Origin of the sequence: Bilifractor sp. LCP21S3_A7, from assembly GCF_052118825.1 — a bacterium.
Lineage (GTDB): Bacteria > Bacillota > Clostridia > Lachnospirales > Lachnospiraceae > Bilifractor.
Genome location: NZ_JBQKGL010000008.1, coordinates 46,127 through 69,342, shown reverse-complemented (window position 1 = coordinate 69,342; position 23,216 = coordinate 46,127). Strand labels below are relative to the sequence as shown.

26 protein-coding genes are annotated in these 23,216 nt (G+C 49.2%); 24 read left to right on the top strand and 2 right to left on the bottom strand.

Translation table 11 applies throughout. The annotated features are described in order from the left end of the window. The first annotated feature begins 14 nt into the window (after positions 1-14). The 8 genes from tsaA (at position 15) to ACTQ1O_RS08765 (ending at position 8,683) form a co-directional block, all read left to right on the top strand. Positions 15-713 (top strand): tRNA (N6-threonylcarbamoyladenosine(37)-N6)-methyltransferase TrmO, encoded by a 699-nt coding sequence (gene tsaA, locus ACTQ1O_RS08800; RefSeq protein WP_441486962.1) that lies wholly within the window; start codon positions 15-17, stop codon positions 711-713. Positions 714-1,217: 504 nt separating this feature from the next. Next, positions 1,218-2,189: a phosphate ABC transporter substrate-binding protein gene (locus ACTQ1O_RS08795; RefSeq protein WP_441486961.1), complete on the top strand. Its 972-nt coding sequence runs from the start codon at positions 1,218-1,220 to the stop codon at positions 2,187-2,189. A gap of 442 nt (positions 2,190-2,631) precedes the next feature. Then, a complete protein-coding gene (gene pstC / locus ACTQ1O_RS08790; RefSeq protein ID WP_441474313.1) occupies positions 2,632-3,465 on the top strand; it encodes a phosphate ABC transporter permease subunit PstC in 834 nt (277 codons plus the stop codon). Between the two features lie 14 nt (positions 3,466-3,479). Further along, entirely contained in the window at positions 3,480-4,343 is an 864-nt protein-coding gene (pstA, locus tag ACTQ1O_RS08785) for a phosphate ABC transporter permease PstA (protein WP_441474212.1), read from the top strand. Positions 4,344-4,513: 170 nt separating this feature from the next. Beyond that, positions 4,514-5,266, top strand: a complete 753-nt coding sequence (pstB, locus tag ACTQ1O_RS08780) for a phosphate ABC transporter ATP-binding protein PstB (protein ID WP_441099747.1) — start codon at positions 4,514-4,516, stop codon at positions 5,264-5,266. Between the two features lie 99 nt (positions 5,267-5,365). Then, positions 5,366-6,067, top strand: a complete 702-nt coding sequence (phoU, locus tag ACTQ1O_RS08775) for a phosphate signaling complex protein PhoU (RefSeq protein WP_441486960.1) — start codon at positions 5,366-5,368, stop codon at positions 6,065-6,067. 257 nt (positions 6,068-6,324) lie between these two features. Next, positions 6,325-7,002: a response regulator transcription factor gene (locus tag ACTQ1O_RS08770; protein WP_441486959.1), complete on the top strand. Its 678-nt coding sequence runs from the start codon at positions 6,325-6,327 to the stop codon at positions 7,000-7,002. A gap of 16 nt (positions 7,003-7,018) precedes the next feature. After that, positions 7,019-8,683, top strand: coding sequence for an ATP-binding protein (locus ACTQ1O_RS08765; protein WP_441486958.1), 1,665 nt, complete (start codon positions 7,019-7,021; stop codon positions 8,681-8,683). A 402-nt stretch (positions 8,684-9,085) separates the two neighbouring features. Here ACTQ1O_RS08765 and ACTQ1O_RS08760 read toward each other — a convergent pair whose 3' ends face one another. Together ACTQ1O_RS08760 and ACTQ1O_RS08755 are read right to left on the bottom strand one after the other, a co-directional pair. Further along, positions 9,086-11,032: an LCP family glycopolymer transferase gene (locus ACTQ1O_RS08760; RefSeq protein ID WP_441486957.1), complete on the bottom strand. Its 1,947-nt coding sequence runs from the start codon at positions 11,030-11,032 to the stop codon at positions 9,086-9,088. Between the two features lie 114 nt (positions 11,033-11,146). Further along, on the bottom strand, positions 11,147-11,776 hold the full coding sequence (locus ACTQ1O_RS08755) for a hypothetical protein (RefSeq protein WP_441474208.1): 630 nt from the start codon (positions 11,774-11,776) through the stop codon (positions 11,147-11,149). Between the two features lie 504 nt (positions 11,777-12,280). Here ACTQ1O_RS08755 and greA point away from each other — a divergent pair. The 16 genes from greA (at position 12,281) to ACTQ1O_RS08675 (ending at position 23,214) form a co-directional block, all read left to right on the top strand. Further along, positions 12,281-12,760: a transcription elongation factor GreA gene (greA, locus tag ACTQ1O_RS08750; protein ID WP_441099753.1), complete on the top strand. Its 480-nt coding sequence runs from the start codon at positions 12,281-12,283 to the stop codon at positions 12,758-12,760. A gap of 39 nt (positions 12,761-12,799) precedes the next feature. Beyond that, on the top strand, positions 12,800-14,788 hold the full coding sequence (lysS, locus tag ACTQ1O_RS08745; RefSeq protein WP_441486956.1) for a lysine--tRNA ligase: 1,989 nt from the start codon (positions 12,800-12,802) through the stop codon (positions 14,786-14,788). Between the two features lie 256 nt (positions 14,789-15,044). Then, positions 15,045-15,368: a DUF6462 family protein gene (locus ACTQ1O_RS08740; protein WP_441486955.1), complete on the top strand. Its 324-nt coding sequence runs from the start codon at positions 15,045-15,047 to the stop codon at positions 15,366-15,368. Continuing rightward, positions 15,358-15,606: a DUF6462 family protein gene (locus tag ACTQ1O_RS08735; protein WP_441486954.1), complete on the top strand. Its 249-nt coding sequence runs from the start codon at positions 15,358-15,360 to the stop codon at positions 15,604-15,606. The genes ACTQ1O_RS08740 and ACTQ1O_RS08735 overlap by 11 nt, the downstream gene beginning before the upstream one ends. Then, entirely contained in the window at positions 15,593-15,799 is a 207-nt protein-coding gene (locus ACTQ1O_RS08730) for a DUF6462 family protein (protein WP_441486953.1), read from the top strand. Before ACTQ1O_RS08735 ends, ACTQ1O_RS08730 begins: the two co-directional genes overlap by 14 nt. 14 nt (positions 15,800-15,813) lie before the next feature. Next, a complete protein-coding gene (locus ACTQ1O_RS08725; RefSeq protein WP_441486952.1) occupies positions 15,814-16,599 on the top strand; it encodes a ParA family protein in 786 nt (261 codons plus the stop codon). Next, positions 16,589-17,542 carry a ParB/RepB/Spo0J family partition protein gene (locus ACTQ1O_RS08720; RefSeq protein ID WP_441486951.1) on the top strand — a complete coding sequence of 318 codons (954 nt, stop codon included), beginning with the start codon at positions 16,589-16,591 and terminating at the stop codon, positions 17,540-17,542. The genes ACTQ1O_RS08725 and ACTQ1O_RS08720 overlap by 11 nt, the downstream gene beginning before the upstream one ends. Then, positions 17,532-17,888, top strand: a complete 357-nt coding sequence (locus ACTQ1O_RS08715) for a replication initiator protein A (protein ID WP_441486950.1) — start codon at positions 17,532-17,534, stop codon at positions 17,886-17,888. The genes ACTQ1O_RS08720 and ACTQ1O_RS08715 overlap by 11 nt, the downstream gene beginning before the upstream one ends. 74 nt (positions 17,889-17,962) lie before the next feature. After that, the gene (locus ACTQ1O_RS08710; protein ID WP_441486949.1) at positions 17,963-18,889 is read left to right on the top strand and encodes a DUF6017 domain-containing protein; all 927 of its coding nucleotides are present in this window, start codon (positions 17,963-17,965) and stop codon (positions 18,887-18,889) included. An 82-nt stretch (positions 18,890-18,971) separates the two neighbouring features. Next, positions 18,972-19,361: a helix-turn-helix domain-containing protein gene (locus tag ACTQ1O_RS08705; protein ID WP_441486948.1), complete on the top strand. Its 390-nt coding sequence runs from the start codon at positions 18,972-18,974 to the stop codon at positions 19,359-19,361. Positions 19,362-19,383: 22 nt separating this feature from the next. Further along, the gene (locus ACTQ1O_RS08700; RefSeq protein WP_441486947.1) at positions 19,384-20,037 is read left to right on the top strand and encodes a hypothetical protein; all 654 of its coding nucleotides are present in this window, start codon (positions 19,384-19,386) and stop codon (positions 20,035-20,037) included. 259 nt (positions 20,038-20,296) lie between these two features. After that, complete coding sequence (locus tag ACTQ1O_RS08695) at positions 20,297-21,355, top strand: DUF5688 family protein (protein WP_441486946.1); 1,059 nt, start codon at positions 20,297-20,299, stop codon at positions 21,353-21,355. After that, the gene (locus ACTQ1O_RS08690) at positions 21,352-21,552 is read left to right on the top strand and encodes a hypothetical protein (RefSeq protein ID WP_441486945.1); all 201 of its coding nucleotides are present in this window, start codon (positions 21,352-21,354) and stop codon (positions 21,550-21,552) included. Before ACTQ1O_RS08695 ends, ACTQ1O_RS08690 begins: the two co-directional genes overlap by 4 nt. A 4-nt stretch (positions 21,553-21,556) precedes the next feature. After that, positions 21,557-22,426: a DUF6017 domain-containing protein gene (locus tag ACTQ1O_RS08685; RefSeq protein WP_441486944.1), complete on the top strand. Its 870-nt coding sequence runs from the start codon at positions 21,557-21,559 to the stop codon at positions 22,424-22,426. Between the two features lie 13 nt (positions 22,427-22,439). Further along, on the top strand, positions 22,440-22,871 hold the full coding sequence (locus ACTQ1O_RS08680) for a hypothetical protein (protein ID WP_441486943.1): 432 nt from the start codon (positions 22,440-22,442) through the stop codon (positions 22,869-22,871). A 10-nt stretch (positions 22,872-22,881) separates the two neighbouring features. Continuing rightward, positions 22,882-23,214, top strand: a complete 333-nt coding sequence (locus tag ACTQ1O_RS08675; RefSeq protein ID WP_040800312.1) for a DUF7768 domain-containing protein — start codon at positions 22,882-22,884, stop codon at positions 23,212-23,214. Positions 23,215-23,216: the final 2 nt, after the last annotated feature.

Genomic DNA, 23,216 nt, shown 5'->3' with positions numbered 1-23,216 from the left:
AAGCGGGAGTCGGAATGAAGGAATATACGATTCGGAGAATCGCTGCAATATCCTCGGAGTTTCCGGGTAAGTTCGGAATCCCCAGGCAGAGCGGACTGGCAGACACAAAGGCGGAGATTATATTTGAGCCGGAGTATGCCTCGCCGGAGGCTGTGCGCGGTCTGGAAAAGTTCAATTACCTGTGGCTGATCTGGCAGTTCTCGGAGAATGCAGACAGCGGCTGGCATGCGACGGTGCGTCCGCCAAGGCTGGGAGGAAATACAAGGGTGGGAGTTTTTGCCACCCGTTCCCCGTTCCGGCCAAACGCGCTCGGCCTGTCATCCGTGAAACTGGAGTCGATTGAAGAGCGGGAGGGAATCGGGCCCGTTCTTCATATCAGCGGAGCGGATCTGATGGATGGAACGCCGATATATGATATCAAGCCATATATTCCATATGCCGACATTCACGAAGACGCATTGGAAGGCTTCACCGGCGGGACTAAGGACTACCGTTTGAAGGTAATACTCGGGGAAAAGCTTCTTGCAGACAGCGGATTTCCGCTGGAGAAAACCGGATCACTGCGTCAGGTACTTGCTCTGGACCCGCGCCCCTCATATCAGGCCGATCCGGAGAGAAGATACGGGATGGAATATGCGGGCTATGAGATCGGGTTCAAGGTTCGGGAAGACATTCTCGAGGTAACAGACATCACGAAAGTTAACAAATCGTGATGGTCTTTCAATGAATCCTGGTATCCGGTCATTGATAACAGACATCATGAAAGTTAACAAATCGTGATGTGAAATCGGCTCGGGAAAACGAGTCGATATTTAAATACATTTTTTATGCAGCTGGTTATTATGCCAAAAGGGCGGCAAAGCCGTTCCGGGACTGTCCGGAGCGACTTCGCCGCTCTTTTGCTTTTTTAGAATTGCTCTCATATTTATGCGTGATAGGCCATTTGCGACACATATTTTACCTTTATCGGGCAGAGAGCGTTAACATTGCACACAATGAATTTATTTATTGTTAACGTATGACCGGTTACGCTGTTTACATATCGCATGGCATGATTAGAACTGCATTGAGTGATGCGATTCCATCATTCAATACGAGAAAGAACACGATTTTTTCGGAGCAGAAGATATCAGGAACAGGATTAGAAAACCAGAAATCCAGAAGAGATTCGTATCCGGAAAGTAGAAAACATCCATGAAGGAAGAAGGAGAATGACAATGAAACGTAAAACCATGACATTTGTTCTTGCCGGAATTCTCGGCGCATCTCTGTTGGCAGCAGGCTGCGGAAGCACATCGGCATCATCATCGGAGCAGAGCAGCGCAGATACTTCTGCTGCAGCATCCTCAGCCGAGACCACGGAGGCAGCATCCTCAGAAGAATCCGAAGAAAGCACAGTTGCAGCATCCTCCGGAGATGAGGCATCTGCTGCAGCATCATCTGATCTTTCCGGAACAGTCGGAACAGACGGATCCACCTCTATGGAGAAGGTTATCAGCTACCTGAGCGAGTCCTTCATGGAAGAGTATCCGAACGTTGAGGTCACCTACAATCCGACCGGTTCCAGCTCTGGTATCCAGGCAGCGACCGAGGGAAGCACCGATCTCGGACTTGCAAGCCGTGACCTGAAGGATGAGGAGAAGGACGGACTCACACAGACGACCATCGCTATTGATGGAATTGCCCTGATCGTAAACCCGGACAACAAGGTTTCAGATCTTTCAATTGATCAGATCAAGCAGATCTACACAGGCCAGATCACAAACTGGAAGGATGTCGGCGGCGATGACGCTGAGATCGTCTGCATCGGACGTGAGGCAGGTTCCGGTACAAGAGACGGATTCGAAACCATCACAGACACCAAGGATCAGTGCAAACTTTCTCAGGAGCTGACTTCCACAGGTGATGTCATCCAGACTGTAGCAGGAAATCCGAATGCAATCGGATATGCTTCAATGGCAGATCTGAACGATACCGTTAAGACTCTTACCGTTGGCGGAGTTGCGTGTACCGAGGACACCATTCTTGACGGAAGCTACAAGATTCAGCGTAACTTCAATGTAATTACAAACGACAGCAAGAAGCTGAGCCCGCAGGCACAGGCGTTCTTCGATTACATCACCAGCGATCAGGCAGCTGACCTGATTGAGAAGGCAGGAGCTGTTCCGGTTTCCAAGGCGAACAAGTAAGATCAGAATAAACCCGGAATATAGAACAGAACAGCGACGGAATATGAAGTGACAGAAGCATAATTCTTACAGGTCCGACACGGGAAGCGCGGGCTTGTAAGAATTTATTTACGCGAACAGTGAGCCGCAGCCGAATGCGAAGTATTCGTGTGCGGCGAGCATCGCGATAGCGAGATAAATCTCGCGCAGCGTGTTTTATCTCGTTACGCGAATTATTTATGCACGGCACAGCGATAATTTTTTACAGATTTAACAGAATTCAGAATGGTCGTAAGGATCAGGGAAAGGCAATATGCAGATATCATCAGCAAAAGAATCCAATAAGAATAAGCAATCCGGATACGGAGATGCGTCCGGAAACGGAAAAGCTACATTTTACAGCGTCACAGGTCCATCGCTGTCCGAAAAGGGTCAGAAGAAAAAGAACGCGGCGGAAAGAGTGATGAGCGGTATCTTCTTTGTATGCGGAATGATTGCCATCGCATTCGTTCTGTTCATTACAATCTTTCTGGTCACATCCGGTGTTCCGGCAATCGGAAAGATCGGAATCACGGACTTCCTGTTCGGCTCAGTATGGGCATCCACGGCCGCTGACCCGAAGTTCGGAATCCTTCCCTTCATTCTGACATCTGTATACGGAACTCTCGGAGCAATTGTGATTGCTGTTCCGATCGGCCTGCTGTGTTCCATTTTTCTTGCGAAGATGGCCAGCAGCAGGATCGCGGAGCTGATCCGGGCAGCTGTTGAGCTTCTTGCCGGAATTCCGTCCGTTGTCTATGGTCTGGTAGGGATGATCGTCATTGTGCCGATGATCCGTAACGCGTTTCATCTCTCAGACGGCGCGAACCTTCTGTCGGCAATCATTGTTCTGTCCGTCATGGTACTGCCGAACGTCATCAGTGTGTCGGAAACCGCACTCCTGGCTGTTCCGAAGGAATATGAGGAAGCAAGTCTCGCTCTCGGCGCGACATGGACAGAAACTGTATTCAAGGTATCAGTTCCTGCAGCCTCGAGTGGAATCGCTTCCGCAGTCGTTCTCGGTGTCGGCCGTGCGATCGGAGAGGCAATGGCGGTTATGATGGTATCCGGTAATGTCGCGAATATGCCGGGACTGTTCAAGAGCGTACGCTTCCTGACAACAGCAATCGCGAGTGAGATGTCCTACTCTTCAGGACTTCAGAGACAGGCACTGTTCTCCATCGCACTGGTACTGTTTATATTCATTATGATCATAACACTGCTTCTGAACTTTGTATTCAAGAGCAAAAAAGAGTGACAGAAGGTAAGGCTATGCACGAGAAAATATCATTATCCAGAAGAATAAAAATTAAAGTTGTCAACATCCTGATGTATATTTCCTTCATCCTGATCCTGGCGCTGGTAGCGGGGCTGATCGGATATATCTGCTACCGAGGCATTCCGAACATCAGCTGGAAATTTCTGAGTTCCAAGCCAAGCCTTCTGAAGGGAGTCATTGGAATTCTCCCGAATATTCTGAATACGGTATACATTGTACTGATCACCCTCGTCATTGTACTGCCTCTCGGAGTCGGAACGGCGGTATACCTGAACGAGTACGCGACCAACCGCAAGCTTGTAGGTGTGATTGAATTTGCATCGGAGACCCTTGCGGGAATCCCGTCAATCATCTACGGACTTGCCGGTATGCTGATTTTCGTACAGTTCTGCTCCATCGGAACGAGCCTTCTCGCCGGATCGCTGACCCTGGTAATCATGACACTTCCTACAATTGTCAGAACAACACAGGAAAGTCTGAAGACGGTTCCGGACAGCTACCGCGAAGGCAGTCTTGCACTCGGTTCCGGAAAATGGCACATGATCCGCACCGTAGTCCTGCCGTCCTCGATAGACGGTATTGTGACAGGCTGCATTCTGGCCATCGGGCGTATCGTCGGAGAGAGTGCCGCGCTTCTGTTCACTGCCGGAATGGCGAACAACATCCTTTCGATCAAGGACGCGGTAACACCCGGAAACGCGGGCTCCACACTTACCGTAGCTCTTTACATGTATGCAAAGGAAAGAGGAGAGTTCGGCGTGGCCTTTGCCATCGCGGCAATTCTGCTGATCCTCACCCTGATTATCAATCTTTCCGCAAAACTGGTGGCAAAAAAACTTAAGGTTAAGGTAGACTGACGGAAAGCATTGCGGCAGCAGCCGTATTCATCCGGAAAGTTTATATGTGACTGTAAATTTTTATCCGAAACAGGTACGGAACAAAACTGTGCATCAAGGCGCGGAAGGTCGGCGAAAAAGTTGCCGACGGCAGATTCGGATATTTCAGGAGATCTATGCAGGTATAAAAAATGGCGAATATTATCGAAGCACATAATCTGAATCTCTGGTATGGAGATCATCAGGCATTAAAAAATATCAACATGGACATTCAGGAGCATAAGATTACAGCTCTCATCGGCCCCTCCGGATGCGGCAAGTCCACATTCATGAAGACATTAAACCGGATGAATGATCTGGTAGAGGGATGCCGGATCGAAGGAGATGTCAGACTGAATGGTGTCGACATCTACAAGGACATGGACGTAAATATCCTTCGGAAAAAGGTAGGAATGGTATTCCAGAAGGCAAATCCGTTCCCGATGTCCATTTATGACAACGTAGCCTACGGCCCGAGACTTCATGGCGTGCACAGCAAGGCGGCACTCGATGAGATCGTTGAGCGCTCCCTGAAACAGGCGGCAATCTGGGACGAGACCAAGGACAGGCTCAAGAAGAATGCCCTCGGAATGAGCGGCGGGCAGCAGCAGAGACTCTGCATCGCCAGAGCGATTGCGGTCGAGCCGGAGGTCCTTCTGATGGATGAGTCCACCAGTGCGCTGGACCCGATCTCAACGGGTAAAATCGAGGAGCTCTGTCTGGAGCTGAAGAAGAAATACACGATCGTAATGGTTACCCACAACATGCAGCAGGCAAACCGTATCTCTGATATTACGGCGTTCTTTCTTCTCGGAGAACTGATCGAATCCGGAGAGACACAGAATATCTTCCTGAATCCAAAGAACAAGAAGACAGAGGAGTACATCACAGGAAGATTCGGCTGATGATTCGGATGAGTCCGGCCGGAGCCTGATATTTTTCCGGCGCGGATGGCGGGTCGCACAATCTGGTTCAGGGGATGGAGAAAGAGGAATACAGATAAAATGGCAAATAGAAAAGAATACGACGACGAACTTCGTGAAATCAATGTGCTGGTTCACGAGATGGGAAAAGAAGTGAAGAGATCCATAGACCGGATCATCCACGCGTTCTCGGAGAGAGACGCGAAGCTGGCTGCAGAGGTCATGGAGCATGATGATATCATTGACAAGATGGAGACGGACATTGAGGAGAGATGCATCGGCATCGTGGTGAAACAGGCGCCGCTTGCATCGGATTGGAGAAAAATTGCCTCCTACATGCGAATGATCAGTGATCTGGAGAGAATCGCGGACAACAGCAGTGATATCAGCATTTACATTGTGAAGCTTTCAAAGATGCCGGAGGTTGAAGCACCGGAAGAATTTCACCGGATATTCCTCACAATGAGGGAGATGGTCGGAAATACGATCGAAAGCTTTTTTACCGGAAATATTGAACTGGCGAAGGATATCTCCACACAGGACAATATCGTCGATAAAGGGCTCGATGATATTATGGAAAAAATAATTTTGAGGATCAAGGAAAAACCGGAGAATACGGAGCAGTATGTGAACTATCTGATGATCGCCAAATATATCGAACGGATGGCAGATCACTCAGAGAACATCGCTTCCTGGGTATCATTTATTGTCAAGGGAAAGCTTCATATGAAATATACGGACCGTTATCAGAAGGAAAGCCAGCAGTTCCAGTTCTATGAATAAATCTGTTGAGCAGGCAATGTTAACAAAGCTTCGTGCTTTTCACAAAAATCAGAACGGAAGTAAAGCCGGGAGGCAACTCCCGGCTATTTTATGAGAGAAAAAAGTTAACGCTTAATATACAATTAACATAAGAAACCTATCGGAGTTTACATTGCTTTTTATACAATGTAAACTATATCAGATGGGAAAAACACAAGAGAATGATGCCGGTGATTGTTCCGGTATCAGACATCTGTGGGACGAGGAGAATACCGATCATGATATATATACTGGAAGATGACGACAATATCAGAAAGCTGGTCAGTTACGCGCTTTCCAGAGAAGGCTATGAGGTAAGGGGATTTTCAGAACCGAAATCCTTCTATCACGGAATGGATGAAGCACTTCCAGAGCTGATTCTTCTGGACATCATGCTTCCCGGTGAGGACGGGCTGAGCATTCTGAAGAAAATCAGAAAGAATATCCGTACCGAGGATGTTCCGGTCATCATGCTGACAGCGAAGAGCAGTGAGTATGACAAGGCGAACGGACTTGATCTCGGCGCGGACGACTATATCGCAAAGCCGTTTGGCATCGTCGAGCTGACTTCGAGGGTGCGCGCGGTACTGCGAAGATCCGGCAGGACCAAAAAGGAGCCGGAGGACGAATATCATGTCGGGAAGCTCTATGTTAACCCGGATAAGCATGTCATCCAGGTTGACAATGAGGATATTTCTCTGTCTTATAAGGAATACTGCCTCCTGATGGCACTTCTCGAGGCAAAGGGAAATGTTGTACACAGAGAAGAACTCCTTACCAAGGTATGGGGGGAATTTTACGGAGAATCGAGAACCCTGGATGTGCATATCCGTAAGCTGAGGGTAAAGCTCGGCGATGAAGCGGGTAAATACATCCAGACGGTGAAAGGAATCGGTTACAAGATTGAAGCGTGCTGACGCCTGGTGAACACATATGAGTCATAAAATATTCAAATCAACCTTCTGGGTTTCCATTGTGATATTTGTTCTGACCATGGGAGTCACAGCGGCGCTGCTGTTCAGTTTTCTGGAAAGCAGAACGCTGGATGAACTGAGAGAGGAAGCAAATATACTGTCCTATGGAATTGAGGCACAGGGCCAGGAATACCTGAACCGGATAAATACAGATCGAAGGGTCACGCTGATCCGGCGTGACGGAACGGTGCTGTACGACAATGAGGCAGATCCCTCGACGATGGAAAATCACAGCAACCGGGAGGAAGTAGAAGAAGCGGTGAAGAGCGGAAGCGGTCACAGCATTCGGAAGTCTGAGACGATGATGCGCGAGACGATCTATTTTGCGCAGAAGCTGGATGACGGTACAATTCTTCGTGTCGCGGTCACGCAGGACTCCATCTGGGCGATCCTTGCAAAGCTGATCCGGCCCGCCGTCATTCTGTTCATGGCGACCGTGCTGCTGTCCCTGTTTTTATCCAACATGGTGACGAAGAATATTTTAAGTCCGCTGAACCGGCTGGATCTGGATCATCTCGACAACAATGATGTGGTGTACGATGAGCTCGCACCGCTGCTGAACCGGCTGCAGACGCAGCAGGAAACGATCCGGAAACAGCTGAATTCGGCAAAGCAGAGACAGGAAGAATTTAATCTGATCACAGAGAATATGTCCGAGGGCTTTCTGGTCATCGACAAGAATACGGATATCCTGTCCTGGAATCCTTCGGCGCTGCGGCTTCTCGGCATGACCGATGAGCCCTCGGGAAGCGTCCTTCGGCTGAACCGCACCAGAGATTTTCGCGAGACGATCTTCAAGGTATTGAGCGGGAAGAAAGAAGAACTGACCCTGCAGAGAGAGAACCGGACCTACAAGCTGATCGCAAACCCTGCCTATGATGACAATCAGGAGGAAGTAATAGGTGCGGTTTTTGTGATCCTCGATGAGACGGAAAGCATCAAGCGGGAAAACTTCCGAAGAGAATTCACTGCAAATGTGTCACACGAGTTGAAGACACCGCTTACCTCCATTTCAGGCTTTGCCGAGCTGATGATGGGAGGAGGTATGCCGGAGGAAACCGTCATGGATTTCTCCAAATCAATTTATGACGAGGCAAGCCGTCTGATTTCCCTGGTGAACGACATCATCAATCTGAGTTCGCTGGATGACGAAAATATGGAGTTTGACTGGGAGATGATTGATCTCTATCAGATCGTGTCGGAGGAGATCAGTCATGTACAGGCAGCCGCGGACAAGAAGGATGTAAAGATCAGGCTTTCCGGCGTTCACGGCAACATCACCGGTGTCCGGAGAATTGTATCGGAAATGATCTACAATCTCTGTGACAATGCGGTCAAGTACAACCGGGAACATGGGAGCATAGATGTGAATATCGCGACGACCACCAACCATGTGATCGTGAGTGTGCAGGATACCGGAATCGGTATACCGGAAGCGGACCAGAGCCGTATCTTCGAGCGGTTCTACCGGGTGGACAAGAGCCACTCCAAGGCGGTCGGCGGAACGGGACTCGGCCTGTCCATCGTAAAGCACGGGGCGCAGCTGCACAATGCCCAGATCAAGGTGAGCAGCAAGCTGGACAAGGGTACGACCATAACCCTTCGTTTCCGGAAGCATGCATAAGACCTGGCCATAACAAGTCAGACCTGGATAAATCAGACCGGTTAATAAAAGCCGGATCAGCCCTGGTCGGATCCAGTAATCATCATTGTATGGATGCGGTAATGACTGGATCGTCATCGTATGGATGTAGTAAAACCGGGTAAGTATTGATCAGACGGATATAGTCTTTCAAGAAAAAAGATGCAGTGGACGAAAAAGGATGCAGCCGATCAGCTGCATCCTTTTTTTACGCGAACAGTGAGCCGCAGCCGAATGCGAAGTATTCGTGTGCGGCGAGCGTCGCGATAGCGAGATAAAACTCGCGCAGCGTGTTTTATCTCGTTGAGTGCGCTCGGCGGGCGCACATTCTAGAGGGAAAAAGTCTCCTTAGGAGACTTTCTCCTACTCGATAACTGTCTGTCATTACCCGTTATTTGCGTTCTGAGCGGCATCTCCGGCATTGTCATAACCGGAAGTGTCCGTGCCGCTATTATCGTAACCGGAGTTGTCATATCCGCCATTTCCGGTTCCGGAGCTGTCGTACCCGGAATTATCGGTTCCTGTGTTGTCGTAGCCGGAGCTGTCATAATCACCATTGCCGGTCCCGGAGTTATCGTATCCGGAATTATCCGTGCCGGTCGTTCCGTTATCATATGTTCCGTCTGTAGTGCCGGCGCCGGAACTGCCGTCATCTCCATTCGCTGGAATATCTGCGATATCGGTATCCGGAGCAGCCTGCTGACCAGAGTTGTCCGGTACGGTATAGACGGGCTCCGTCCAGGTCTGGTCATCATTATCGGAAGCGTCCGTGCCGCCGGTGTCTGATGAGGCCTTCGGCGCGGGTGTCGGTGTGGCTGACGGGGCGGATTTGAAGATACTGTCATCCGCGGAAGAACCGTAAAGGTAGCTGATCAAAGCTTCATGGCAGGCATTCAGATCCGGGACAAGAACAGACTGACCGTCGATGGTGTCTGAATAATACATGCCGTCGCCCGGAAGAGTAGCCGCATTCATGTCAGATCCGCACAGAAAAGCAAAAATACACGCTCTTGTCAGATAGAGGTCTGTCATATCTGTTGTGATGCTTGGTGCGGCCTGATTCATTACCTTCAGCATACGGAAGGGATTGGACTTCATCTTCGCGAAGGCTGCCTGGATGATTTTCTTCTGACGATTTACGCGGTCCCAGTCGGAATTGCCGACATATCTCATCCTGGCGTAGCAGAGTGCCTGCTCCGGGGTCAGAGAATTGACTCCCTCTACGAGCCCCCAGGGTTCGTCCACCTGGGCGTTGTCCACACTGGATCCCAGGCCCTCATTCGCATTCATATAGGTCGCCTCGTCGTAGGTCAGGTCTATGTCCAGATTTCCCACAGAAGTTATGGCCTCCAGGAAGCCGTCGAGATCTACAACCGCGTTTCCGTCGATGTCAATGCCGAAGTTCTCCTGAACTGTCTCATCGAGAGTTTCCAGCCCTCCTGCGGCATAGGCGGCATTCAGCTTTGCGGAATAATCTGTGCCGGCAATGGGCACATAGGTGTCACGCATCAGAGAGACCAGAGTGATCTGCCGCGTTTTTGCATTAAGGCTGCAGATGATCATGGTATCTGAACGGGTCTGGGTTTCTCCCTCCCTGGCATCCTCTCCGACGAGGAGAATATTCATGACGCCGCGCTCCTCATAGGCATCTACGCCGGCAGCTTCTGTCGCTTTATCCGCAGTCGTATCCGCTACAGGTTCCACGCGGTTCATCCTGCTGAATGCAATATGGAGAAAAACAGCCACAAGGACAATGAGGACAAGAATAATACCCAGAAGGGTCAGGAAGAAACGGCGAACCGGATGTCTACGCTTCCTCCGTGGACGCCTGCCGTAATCATCGTCATAATCGTTCGTCGGACGGCCGCCTCTGCCGGAATGGTTTCCATAGGAATCGTTATCGTCATATCTGTCCGGTCGGGGTTTCTTGCGCTTCTTCGGCTTGAATCCGAAATCATAATCATCACCGATATCATAGGTATCATCGGAAGGATCGTCCTGGTATTCATCATCATAGGGAGCATCGTTGTAATTGTTGCCGCGATAGCCGTTGAAACTCGCAGCCTGGTCGCCGTTGACGCGATAGCCGCTGAATCTCCCGGCATCCTGTCCGCTATCATAGCTGTCACGGAAGCTGTTCTGGCGCCCGATATCATCGAAGCTGCCCGCATTGCGCATGCGCTGATAATAGTTCAGATTGTGCTCTGCTCCGGACTGTCCGGGACTGCTCTGAAAAGAATCAGAGGAAGAATCGGTGAATGCCGTATCATATTCCGGAACATGGATTTCCCGCGTCGCCCCACTGAGATATTCATCGTCTCTGTTGTTCATAAAATAAAAACCTTTCGCTGTTGTAGGCAGAAACACTGCCTGTTCCCTCAGAATGTCTGTTCGCGGGATTGCCGCATATGCTTTCTGGTGATTCCCTGCAGAGGAATTGTGAGATTATTCCTCAGTGTCCGCATCTTCCGGTGTATCGCGGCGCCTCTTCTTTGTCAGATCCGGAAGCTTGACATCGCGCTCAATCTGCTCGGCAAACTTCATGTAATTGGACATGGTATTTCTAACCTTGAAGCGGCCGCCATTGTTCGGGCGGATGGTCAGGCTTTTCGCGTGCATCGCGTCTTCAGCATTCTCCTTCTTCACGGTGCGGATTTGATCAAAAGCAGTGATTTCCGGTTTCCCGAAAGATCCCTGGTAGCGGATGGTATTGCCCTCGACGAAAACCCTTTCACAGAGGGCCTTTCTCTGCATCAGGAAAAAAATCAGTCCGGTGACAAAGGCACAGACAAGCTCCACTGCGATGGCAATTATCTGTCTCTGAGAATCACCCTTCAGTGCCAGCCATCCGATAAAAATCTCTATGACACAGCCCAATAGCAATATACTGAAGCCGATAAAAAGGCCGCTCAGCGGATTGCGCATAATATAATGAGACGGATCCTTGTCCTTCGACATCTGCTTCTCATAGCGGGTCACGCCTGCAGTTGCCGTGCTGACGATCGATATCAGAAGTATCAGCACACTTAAGATGACGCCGGACCATTTGATCAGAAACGGTAGAATGTTGTCCATGTGAATGAGCCCCCTTGGTAATAATCTGAAATATAAGCCATTGAGTATTTCCGGTCCAGCGGATACCAACCACTGGAAGCAGGTGAAGGTACGGCGCTGTTTATCGCTATTTACATTTATATAGGAGATAAAGCCGGATAAGATAAGAAAATTCTAGCATTGCCTTGTATCAATGTCAATTTTTGAACGTATTTTGCACTGTCAGACGAAGCAGTTAAGGCTGAGTGCTGCAGCGAAGTATATCTGATTTTCGGCGAAGAATACTTGTTTTCCAGGACGATGTATCCACCTGGTTGAGCATCTGGAAACTATGGCCTTGCGGAGCAATGTAATTCCCGGATCCGGCATCAGAAGATACCCGCTCGCCGGGGGCAATTTTTACGGATTTTTACCTGCCTTCCGCGCCGAACTTTACTTGACATCGTCTGGTGGACAGTTTAAAATATGGAAATTGCGAATATGCGCGCAAATGACGGTAATTTCTTTTATTCATGAGGTGAAATCATGGCAAATAAGACAGTAGTTACATATGCAGGCCTGAAGGCACTCGAGGACGAGCTGCAGGATCTCAAGGTTACAAAGCGTAAAGAGATTGCAGAGAAGCTGAAAGAAGCCCGGGCGCAGGGCGACCTCTCCGAGAACGCGGAGTATGATGCCGCAAAGGACGAGCAGGCCCAGATCGAGGCAAGAATCGAGGAAATTGAGGCGCTGCTGAAGAATGTAGAGGTAGTCGTTGAGTCCGAGGCGGACGCAAACAAGGTAAATATCGGCTGCAAGGTCAAGGTTCAGGACATGACCTACGACGAGGAGCTTGAGTTCCAGATTGTCGGTTCAACGGAGGCAAACAGCCTGAAGGGGAAAATCTCCAATGAGTCTCCGGTTGGAAAGGCTCTTCTGGGACACGAGGTAGGCGAAGTGGTTTCCATCGAGACGCCGGACGGCGATGAGCAGTACAAGATCCTCGGAATCGAGAGAAACATCTGATAGATATTTTTTTGGAACATAAGGAAGCAGGAGGAAGAGATGGCAGAGCAGAACCAGAATAAAAACGGGAAGCAGAAACCGGTACAGGATATGAACCAGATCCTGAAGGTACGTCGCGACAAGCTGAAAGAGCTGCAGGATGCAGGCAAGGATCCGTTCAAGATCACAACCTACGACCAGACCCATCACAGCCAGGAAATCAAAGATCACTTTGAGGAACTCGACGGGAAGGACGTATCCATCGCGGGACGTATCATGAGCAAGCGTGTCATGGGTAAGGCTTCCTTCTGCCATATTCAGGATAAGCTGGGACAGATTCAGTGCTATGTGCAGCGCGATTCTCTGGGAGATGAGCCCTACAAGGAGTTCAAGCATCTCGATATCGGCGATATCGTCGGCATCAAGGGCTATGTATTCCGGACCCAGACCGGAGAGATCAGTGTCCACGCAAAGGAAGTTATTCTTCTGTCAAAATCCCTTCAGCCGCTTCCGGAGAAGTTCCACGGGCTTCAGGATACCGACACACGGTATCGTCAGAGATATGTGGATCTGATCATGAATGAGGATGTCAAGAAGACATTTATTAAAAGATCCCAGATTATCCGCGAGATCCGTAATTTCCTCGGTGAGCGTGACTTCATGGAGGTGGAGACCCCCATGCTGGTAGACAATGCCGGCGGAGCTTCCGCACGTCCCTTTGTCACCTACTATAATGCGCTCGGCGAGTACAAGAAGCTGCGGATTTCTCTGGAGCTGTATCTGAAGCGTCTGATCGTCGGCGGACTTGAGAGAGTCTATGAGATCGGACGTGTATTCCGGAACGAGGGACTCGATCAGAAGCATAACCCGGAATTCACGCTTATGGAGCTTTATCAGGCATATACCGATTACAACGGCATGATGGAGCTGACCGAGAGCATGTTCCGTTATCTTGCGGAAAAAGTTTGCGGAAGCACAAGCATCTATTATGGAAATAAAGAGGACGGCACAGGCAAGATCATTGACCTCGGAAAACCGTTCCGCCGTCTGACGATGGAAGACGCGATCAAGGAGCAGACCGGAATCGATTTTGAGACGATCAACACAGACGAAGAGGCAAAGGCTCTCGCAAAAGAGCACAACATCGAGTTCGAGGACCGTCACAAGAGAGGAGACATCATCAACCTGTTCTTCGACGAGTACTGCGAGGACAAGATGATCCAGCCGACCTTCATCATGGATCACCCGCTCGAGATCAGCCCTCTGACAAAGAAGAAACCGTCCGATCCGAGAAAAGTAGAGCGTTTCGAGCTTTACATCAACGGATGGGAGATGTGCAACGCTTATTCTGAGCTGAACGACCCGATCGACCAGAGAGAACGTTTTGCTGCTCAGGATGCCCTCTCCGCACAGGGCGATGAGGAAGCACAGCACACAGATGAGGATTTCCTTCACGCGATGGAAATCGGTATGCCTCCGACAGGCGGCATCGGATACGGCATTGACCGTCTCTGCATGCTTCTGACAAACAGTGCATCCATTCGAGACGTTTTGCTCTTCCCGACACTCAAGAGCTTATCGAAGGATAACACTCAAGTACATGAGGACAAGAAGGACGAGACAGCAGGATCTGACAATAACGGATTTTTCACCCCGAACGACAAGATCGACTTCTCCAATGTGAAGATCGAGCCTCTGTTCGAGGAGCAGGTTGATTTTGATACCTTCAGTAAGTCCGATTTCCGGGCGGTGAAGGTTAAGGCCTGCGAGGCAGTTCCGAAGAGTAAGAAGCTGCTGAAATTCGTTCTGGACGACGGGACAGGCACAGACAGAGTCATTCTTTCCGGCATTCACGCTTACTATGAGCCGGAAGAACTGGTTGGAAAGACCCTGATCGCCATCACCAATCTTCCTCCGCGGAAGATGATGGGCATCGACTCCTGCGGAATGCTTCTCTCCGCTGTCAACAACAAGAAGGACAGCGATGACGAGGAACTCCACCTTCTCATGGTGGACAACCACATCCCGGCAGGCGCGAAGCTGTACTGATCCGACCGAAAAGTACTTGGATTTGTGTAACAAGTTGCAGACTTAGATAAATTCGTGGACATGAATTGCAACATGGTTGCAACGAATCCGCAGTTTTTGAAGAGGACTGACGGATTCAGACATGTAGCAAGACAGAAATCATAGAGTACCCACTGAGGCACTTTCTTTAGAAGAGATTCTGAAGAAAGTGCTTTTTTTATTGTTTTTGAATCCAAGACTAGGGATACCACAAATCCAAAGCGAAAGGAGAAATGCAATGAGCAAGACCAGGATCGGTGAGGAACTGATGACAGACGAATATTACGATCTGGAACGAAGGACAGAAATAAAGGCGGAGGCAAGCCGATTGAAAAAGAAATTCCTGACCTGGAGGGAATGTGAGATTGTCTACAGCCTGCAGCACAGGAAGCTTCTGAAGCTGGCTGACGAAGCCGGAGCGATTTACCGTTTCGAAGGGGTTGTACTCATCAACCGGGATATCTTCGATGCCTATCTGGAGAAGTTCCGGCAGGAGCCTCTTACCCAGGGACAGGTCCGTAAGGTGAGAAACCGCTGGGAGCAGATGAAGGATGAAGGGTAATTTATGGAAGATTTCAGATCGATTGGATGAAACAGACATCCGCTTCGCGCAGAAGCAGTTCTTTGATCTGAGATCGGGGTACGAGTACTACGGACTGACGGAAAAGGTGATCCTTCGCATGGCAAGAGAAGCAGGAGCTCTCTACAAGATCGACACCACTTATCGGGTCCGGAGAGATCTATTTGATGCGTATTTAAGGGAACAAAGCAGAAAGGAGAACGAACATGAAACCACTTAGTCAGGCAGCAAGAGAGGCAAGAAGTAAGAGAAAGAAGTATGTAAAGTTTCAGGAGGGTGCAGAGCTTTACAGTATGGGAAAGTCCAAATTCATGGAGATGGCCCATGATTGTGGTGCGGTTATAAAGGTTGGAAGAAGTGCATTTGTAGACCTTGAGATTTTCGACAAATATTTTCAGACATTCAGATTATGAGGGAGGAAGAAATCATGAGCAGGATCATAGCAATCGCGAATCAGAAGGGCGGCGTGGGTAAGACCACGTCTGCCGTTAACCTGGCCGCAGGCCTGGCAGATAAGGGAAAGAGGGTACTCCTGGTGGACCTGGATCCCCAGGCGTCCCTCACCCTCAGTATGGGATACCGGGAGCCGGACAAGCTGGAGCATTCCGTTACCGAGGTTATCTCCGCAATTGTGAATGATGAGGAGCTGTCGGAGAACTTCGGAATCATCCATGTGAAGGACAATCTGGATCTCCTTCCTTCCAATATTAATCTTTCTGCCGCAGAGGTATCCCTGGTGAATGCTATGAGCAGGGAACTGATCCTTCGGACCTATATGGATCAGATCAGAACCAGGTACGAATATATTCTGATCGACTGCATGCCGTCGCTGGGAATTCTTACCGTAAATGCCCTGGCCTGTGCAGACAGTGTTCTGATCCCAGTTCAGGCTGCCTACCTTCCGGTCAAGGGCCTTCAGCAACTGATCAAGACGATCTATACGGTCAAGAGAAGATTGAACAGCAACCTTCAGATTGAAGGGATTCTTTTCACCATGGTGGATCGCCGGACGATTTATGCCAGAGAAATCGTAGATGAGGTCAATGAGGTTTACGGCAAGTCCATACCAATCTTTCAGATTGAGATCCCAATGTCAGTCCGGGCATCTGAGACCAGTCAGCTGGCAAAGACAATCTATGACTATGATCCGAATGGGAAGGCGGCGGATGCCTATTCGAAATTGACAAAGGAGGTACTGGAGCATGGCTGTTAAGAGGGAGAAGGTTCACTTTGAGACTGTGGAGGAGCTTCTCGGTGCGCCAGTTGAAAAGGATGCGACAACAGAGATCCGGATTGACCAGATTTATCCCTTTGAGAATCATCCCTTCAAGGTATTGGATGATGACAAGATGGAGGAACTGGTCGAGAGCATCAAGGAGAATGGAGTCTTGTCACCGGTTCTGGTCCGTCCGGATGATGAGGGAGGCTATGAGATGATTTCCGGCCACCGCCGGATGCATGCGGCAAAGCTGGCAGGGCTTACCACGATACCGGCGATTATCAAGCCTATGACCAATGATGAAGCGACAATTGTCATGGTGGATTCCAATATGCAGAGGGAGGAAATCCTGCCGAGCGAGCGGGCCTTTGCATTGAAGATGAAGCTGGATGCTATGAGGAGACAGGGAAGCCGCGTGGACTTAACTAGTGGACCTGATGTCCAGAGCATGAATTTGACAGAAACTTCTCGACATGATGTCGAGAAGTCTCGTGAATCCTGGAGCAGTGAGGCGGTTGGCAGATCCATGGGCATGGGCGGTCGTCAGGTGCAGCGCTATATCCGGCTGACAGAACTGATACCGGAGCTGCTGGATTATGTGGATCGGAGACGGCTTCCCATGATTCTCGGTGTCGAGATCTCCTATTTCAATAAGGTTCTTCAGAAATGGCTGTATCAGTACATCAGGGAGAATGGCATGGTCCGGCAGGCACAGATCGATGCCATTAAGAAGAACAACGTTGATAATCTGACGCAGTACAGCATGATCGAAGTGCTGAATGCAGCACTGCCACAGAAGAAGCAGAATGGAAAGCTCACGTTCTCCAAGAGAAAGCTGGATCGCTTCTTCACGGCAGATTATGACAACGAGGAACGCGAGAAAGTGATCCTGCAGCTTCTGGAGAAATGGAAGGAGAATGGTGAACATGGCATTTGATTATATCGACAGGGATGAATCCCTGCAGTATGCATTCATCCGGATCCCAAAGGCAATGATGGATCCGGACGGATATTTCGGAAATATCTCCAGTGGTTCAAAGATGCTCTACGGTCTCCTCCTGGACCGTATGTCTGAGTCCATGAAAAACCACTGGCTGGATGGACAGAACAGGGCCTATATTATCTATCCCATCAAGGAAATGGCGGATGACCTTGGTATATCTTCCAGGAAGACCAGTGACTGCCTGCAGGAACTGGAGCAGATCGGACTTGTTGAAAAGAGGCATCAGGGACAGGGAAGGCCGGATATTATTTACGTGAAAAACTTCGCTGTCATCGAGTGATGAAGCAGGATCCCGGTGAGTTCAGAAGTGCAGATTCTGCATGTCTGAACGCAGACGGAAAGGAGGAAAATCGAGTGAGCGACCAGATACAATTCAAGTATTTCTATGGAACAGAATCGGAAATGCTCACCTTCTACCGGATCCCGAAGCTTCTGGTTACCAGCGACTTCTTTAGTAAGGTCTCCAATGATGCCAAGGTTTTATACAGCCTGATGCTGGACCGGATGTCACTTTCGGCCAGAAATCATTGGTTTGACAAGGAAAATCGGGTCTATATCTATTATTCCGTTGAAGATACCATGGAAAATCTGCACTGTGGGAAGAATAAGGCGATGAAGACGATTGCAGAACTGGATGCGAAAGGGGGGATCGGACTGATCGAGAAAAAGAAGCAGGGGCTGGGGAAACCGGACATTATCTATGTGAAAAACTTCTTCCTGGAGTCAGAAAAAAGCGGTTCTGAAGTTTACAATTTAAACCTCTGCAGGTCCCGAAATGAAACCTCCGGAGGTTTACAAAACGGACCTCTGGAGGTTTACAAAGGGGACCCTAATAAGAATAAAAAAAATAATACTGAGTTTAATAATACTGAATCAGATCTCATCTCATCCGGAGAAAACGGAGAGAAGAGATCTGATGTGGCAGGATACACAGAGCTCATCAAGGAGAATATTGAGTATGGCTGCCTTCTGGAGCGATTTCCCTACGAGAAGGACATCATCGACGGGATCTGCGACCTGATTCTGGAGGTTGTGCTGTCTAAGAGGAGTCAGATTGAAATCGCAAGAGACAGTTATCCGGCGGAACTTGTCAGATCCAGATTCCTGAAGCTGGAATACAGCCATGTGGAATATGTCATTGAGCGTATGAAGGACAACACAGCAAAGGTCCGAAATATCAAGAAATATCTCCTTGCCATGTTGTTTAATGCTGTGTCTACGATGGGGAGCTACTACCAGGCAGAAGTCAGTCACGATATGTATTATCCAAAGGCAGAATAAATGCGTGTCAGAAAAGCTGACAAACATCACTAAATATGTTATGCTGAGGGTAGGTCAGAAATACTAACATGGAGGTAATAAAATGAGCTTCGGGGAGAGACTGAAAGAGGCAAGAATTCTAAGTGGAATGAGGCAGTTGGATGCTGCAAAAGCAATGGGAATGTCCAGGCCTACCTTGTCTGCAATCGAAGCTGACAAAAGGCCGCTCCGGGCTTCTGAAGTCCATGAGTTCGCAGCCCTTTATCATGTATCAACGGCAAGCCTTATGGAGGATGAAGAACCAGTCCTGGAAGAGAAAAATACAGAAGAGACCACCCGGAAAGAGAATAAGCGCAAAGAGGCAGATCAAACCACAAAAGAGGATAAACAATTTGCCAGACTGCTTGAGTACCAGAATGGATTCAAGAGACTGAGTAAGAAGAAGCAGGAAAAGGTTCTAAAGTACATCCGGAAGCTTCAGGACGAGGAGTGACCCGGAAAAGGGGGTAACGGTAATGCTGCTTTATATCATCACAATATTATGGTTCGTCATTTCGGCGGCATTGATTATCATTTCAGCCTGTTTCTATGCTGCGATGACGATAATGCCCTATATCAGCGGTGCGCTGATCAGCCTGTTCATCTGCACGGAAGTGCCATGGGCAGGCAGAATAGTGCCCGGGCATCCTGTCATGAACTACCTAATGATCCTTCTTGTGGTTGAGGTTGTGGTTGCGGTACTGATGAATATTAAGGCTACCGGCAGGGCAACGGCATTGTCCTTCAGCGAAATAATGATTGCTGTCATTAGCATGATTGCACTCGATGCCATGAAACCGGATTCTGTAGGATATTGTGTGTTTGTAACGATCGTTTATCTGATCCTCAATCTTGTATTCCTCGTTTCAAATTCCTCAAAATATAGAGCTGACAAGGAGGATAGCCCGGTTGGAACCGTAATATCCTCGCTGATTTGTGCATTTTCCGCGTATTTTGTCCTGGCTATTCCCGCTGAACTTTTATGGCAGAAATTCATCGAGGCAAACTACTCTCCGGCTATGCCGGTTTTTACTGTGATTTATTGGATCCTTCGGATTTCGCTTTGCGGCGGAATTGTCCTTCTGGGCATACTAAAAGCAAGAAAAACAGGGCTTGTAGAAGTCATGTAGAACAAATTTAGAGGAAATTTAGATCCTGTGTAGGTTGTACCTCTCTTTTGAAGCTGATACTATTATCATAGACAAGCAAGACGAAAACACCTGAGCGGTGATTCGCTTGCTTGTTTTCTTTTGCAGAAGAATGAAATAGGGACTTTTGATGAGCGTCAGCTCGAGACCGGAATGGCCGCGGGTCTGGCGCTTTTCTTTTGCCCGAAATCAGGTGACGACCTGATTTCAGACAAAGCACAAGAGAAAGGAAAACAGCCTGATGGATTATGAACAGTTTAAGGCAGCGTTCGCAGAGGATCTCAAAACCAATCTCCAGAAGCTGGGGATCGAGGCAGATGTCAGTGAACATCACATTGAGAAGCTGAATGATTCCTACGATGCATTAAGTGTTACGCCGAAGGGAAGCAGCATTGGCGTCAATGCAAACCTTGATGAAATTTTCCACGCAATGGAAAGGGGTAGAGATTACAGCGAGGTGCTTTCCGGAGTTACCGAATCACTGAAAGGCAGCCTTGAGCATATGCCGAAGTTTCAGGTATCGGATCTTACCAACTATGCGGAAATGAAGAACAGGCTTGCCATGGAGGTCGTATCCGCGGAGCGGAACGCTAAGATGCTTCAGGATGTTCCGCATGAGCAGATGGAGGACATCGCCGTTGTCTACCGTCTGGTGCTGGATTCGAGTAAAGACGCGAGCAGCACGATTCTGGTCACCAACGATCTGATGGACAAGTTCGGAATCACACATGAGCAGCTCCACGATGACGCCATGAAAAATGCACCACTCATTCGCCCTGCAGAGATTAAGGGGATGGGGGAGACACTGAATGAAATTGAGCACGGACCTGTACTGGAGCCGGATCCGGATGAATTCCTGTTTGTGGCAGGTGTTCCAGACCAGACCCACGGAGCTGCCGTCATCGCGTATCCGAATTTCTTTGAGGAGGCCGCTGAAAAGCTTGGCGGTGATTACTTCATCATTCCCAGCAGTATTCATGAGGTGCTTCTGGTTAAGGATACCGGTGAAATGAATGCCAGGGATCTGGCAGCCCTGATCAGGGAGGTCAATGCCACGGAGGTTGCTCCGGAAGATGTTCTGACGGACCATGCCTACCATTACGACAGCAAGGAGCATATTTTCGAATCGGCAGACAAATTCGAGGAGCGCCAGGCAGAAATGGAGGCTGCGGGACCGGAGGAGGACAGGGGATCTCTCATTGAGCAGCTGAATGCAAAGAAGGAGGAAGCTGCAAAGGAGTCACCGGAAAAAGCCGCAAAGGATGCGGTTAGGAAGAGCCGCGGAGGTGAGGCATTATGAGCATGAGCACTACCGTTATCTTTGCGGGGCATATTCCGGTGGAAAACAGATACGGCGGTGGGGACTTCATCCAGGGAGCTCCGACACCTTCCCCACTGAATTGTGAGCATCCCTGCTGTTATGGCAAGGGAAGATGTTTCTGCTGGCCCTGCATGAAAGAGATCCTGGAGAAAAGGAGAAGCGGACAGAAGGGGTGATCTCTTGGACTATGACTACTTTTATGAGGAGGAGTCAGAGCAGTTTGCCTTCTACCGGATCCCGAAAGTTCTGTTTACGGATGAGCGGTTCAGACGTATCTCCACATCGGCCAAAGTGCTGTATGGACTGCTTCTGGACCGTGTTTCATTGTCCGCGAGGAACCGGTGGGTCGATGAGCAGGGCAGAGTCTATATTTACTACACGTTGGAGAGTATTCAGGCAGATCTGCTCTGCGCCAATGAGAAGGCAACGAAGCTTCTGAAGGAGCTGGAGCGGTACGGACTGATCGAGCGGACGGTGCAGGGACTCTGCAAGCCAAACCGGATCTATGTGAAGAATTTTATCCGCTCACGAAAAACCGGACTCCGGAATCACGAAAATCGTGAGTCCGGGGTCACGAATTCCGTGAGTCTGGAGTCACGAAAATCGAACGGAAATAATACTGATATTACTAAGACTGAGTACAGCGATACTGATCTTATCTCTTCTGGGGACGGGAACAGAATGGAAGAGAGGCAGGCGTACCGGGAGTATTTCATGGATGCACTTTCCATTGATCTCATGAAGGAGCGGTATCCCTATGACACGGATGCCATCGAGGAGATTCTGGAGCTCATCCTTGATACGGTCTGCACCAGCAGAAAGACCATAGGCATTGCCGGGGAGCAGAGACCGGCGGAGGTTGTGAAGAGCCGCTTTAAGAAGCTCGATTCCAGCCATCTGGAATTCGTTCTGAAAGGGCTTTCTGAAAATACGACTCTGGTCCGGAACATGAAACAGTACCTGTTGGCGTCACTTTATAATGCGCCGCTTACGATCAACAACTACTACAAATCCCTTGTCCACCATGACATGGCGGAGGGGAATATCTGAGGAGAATGAAGAAATGAGTAAACACATTGAGATCAGACTGGATCCCCTGACGGATGGATTCACAGAAAATAAAGCAGCAGTTGATGCTATCCGGGCAGACCGTCATGCCCTGATTATTGCAACTAATGGAGATTTCAGGCTGACAGATATCAGAGAAGCTGACAATATTTTGAGAGAACTTGCTGCTTCCGAGTGCAGTGGATCAATCATACTCGAGGATGTGCCGGATGGTATTGATTTCCTCGTTATATTCAATGACCATAAGGCTTTTGATCTGGAGGAAGGCCGATTTTTTGTCGGCAGTATGTTGGTACTGAAGATGGAGGACAGGCGGCTTCATGGACTTACTGATGAGGAGGTTTATAAGGTGAAGGACATGATGGATGGAAGAATGGCCACCCTGGTTGATGAAGGTGATACTTTCTCTGCGTTGACACTTTTTTAAGGAGGATCGTATGAGCAGAACAATTCCAAGAGCCTATGTAACCGCGGCATGGGACAAAAATCCGGTGGTCGCAAAGGAGGAAGCCAGGAAGTACTGCAGTGAGCTGATCAGGGAAGGGTATCTTCCTCTGTGCCCGGTACTGGCCTTTGATGGGATCTTTTCCACGGAGGATACGGAATCCCATAAGCGCAGAAGAGAAATGTCAGAGGATCTGCTTCGAAGGGCGAGATTCCTCGTGATCTGCGGTAAGGAGCAGAACGACGAAGTGAATGATGATATCGCCATCGCTAGGAAGGCAAAGGTGATCGTCACATCCCTGGAAGGTGTGATCGGATATGAATGAGG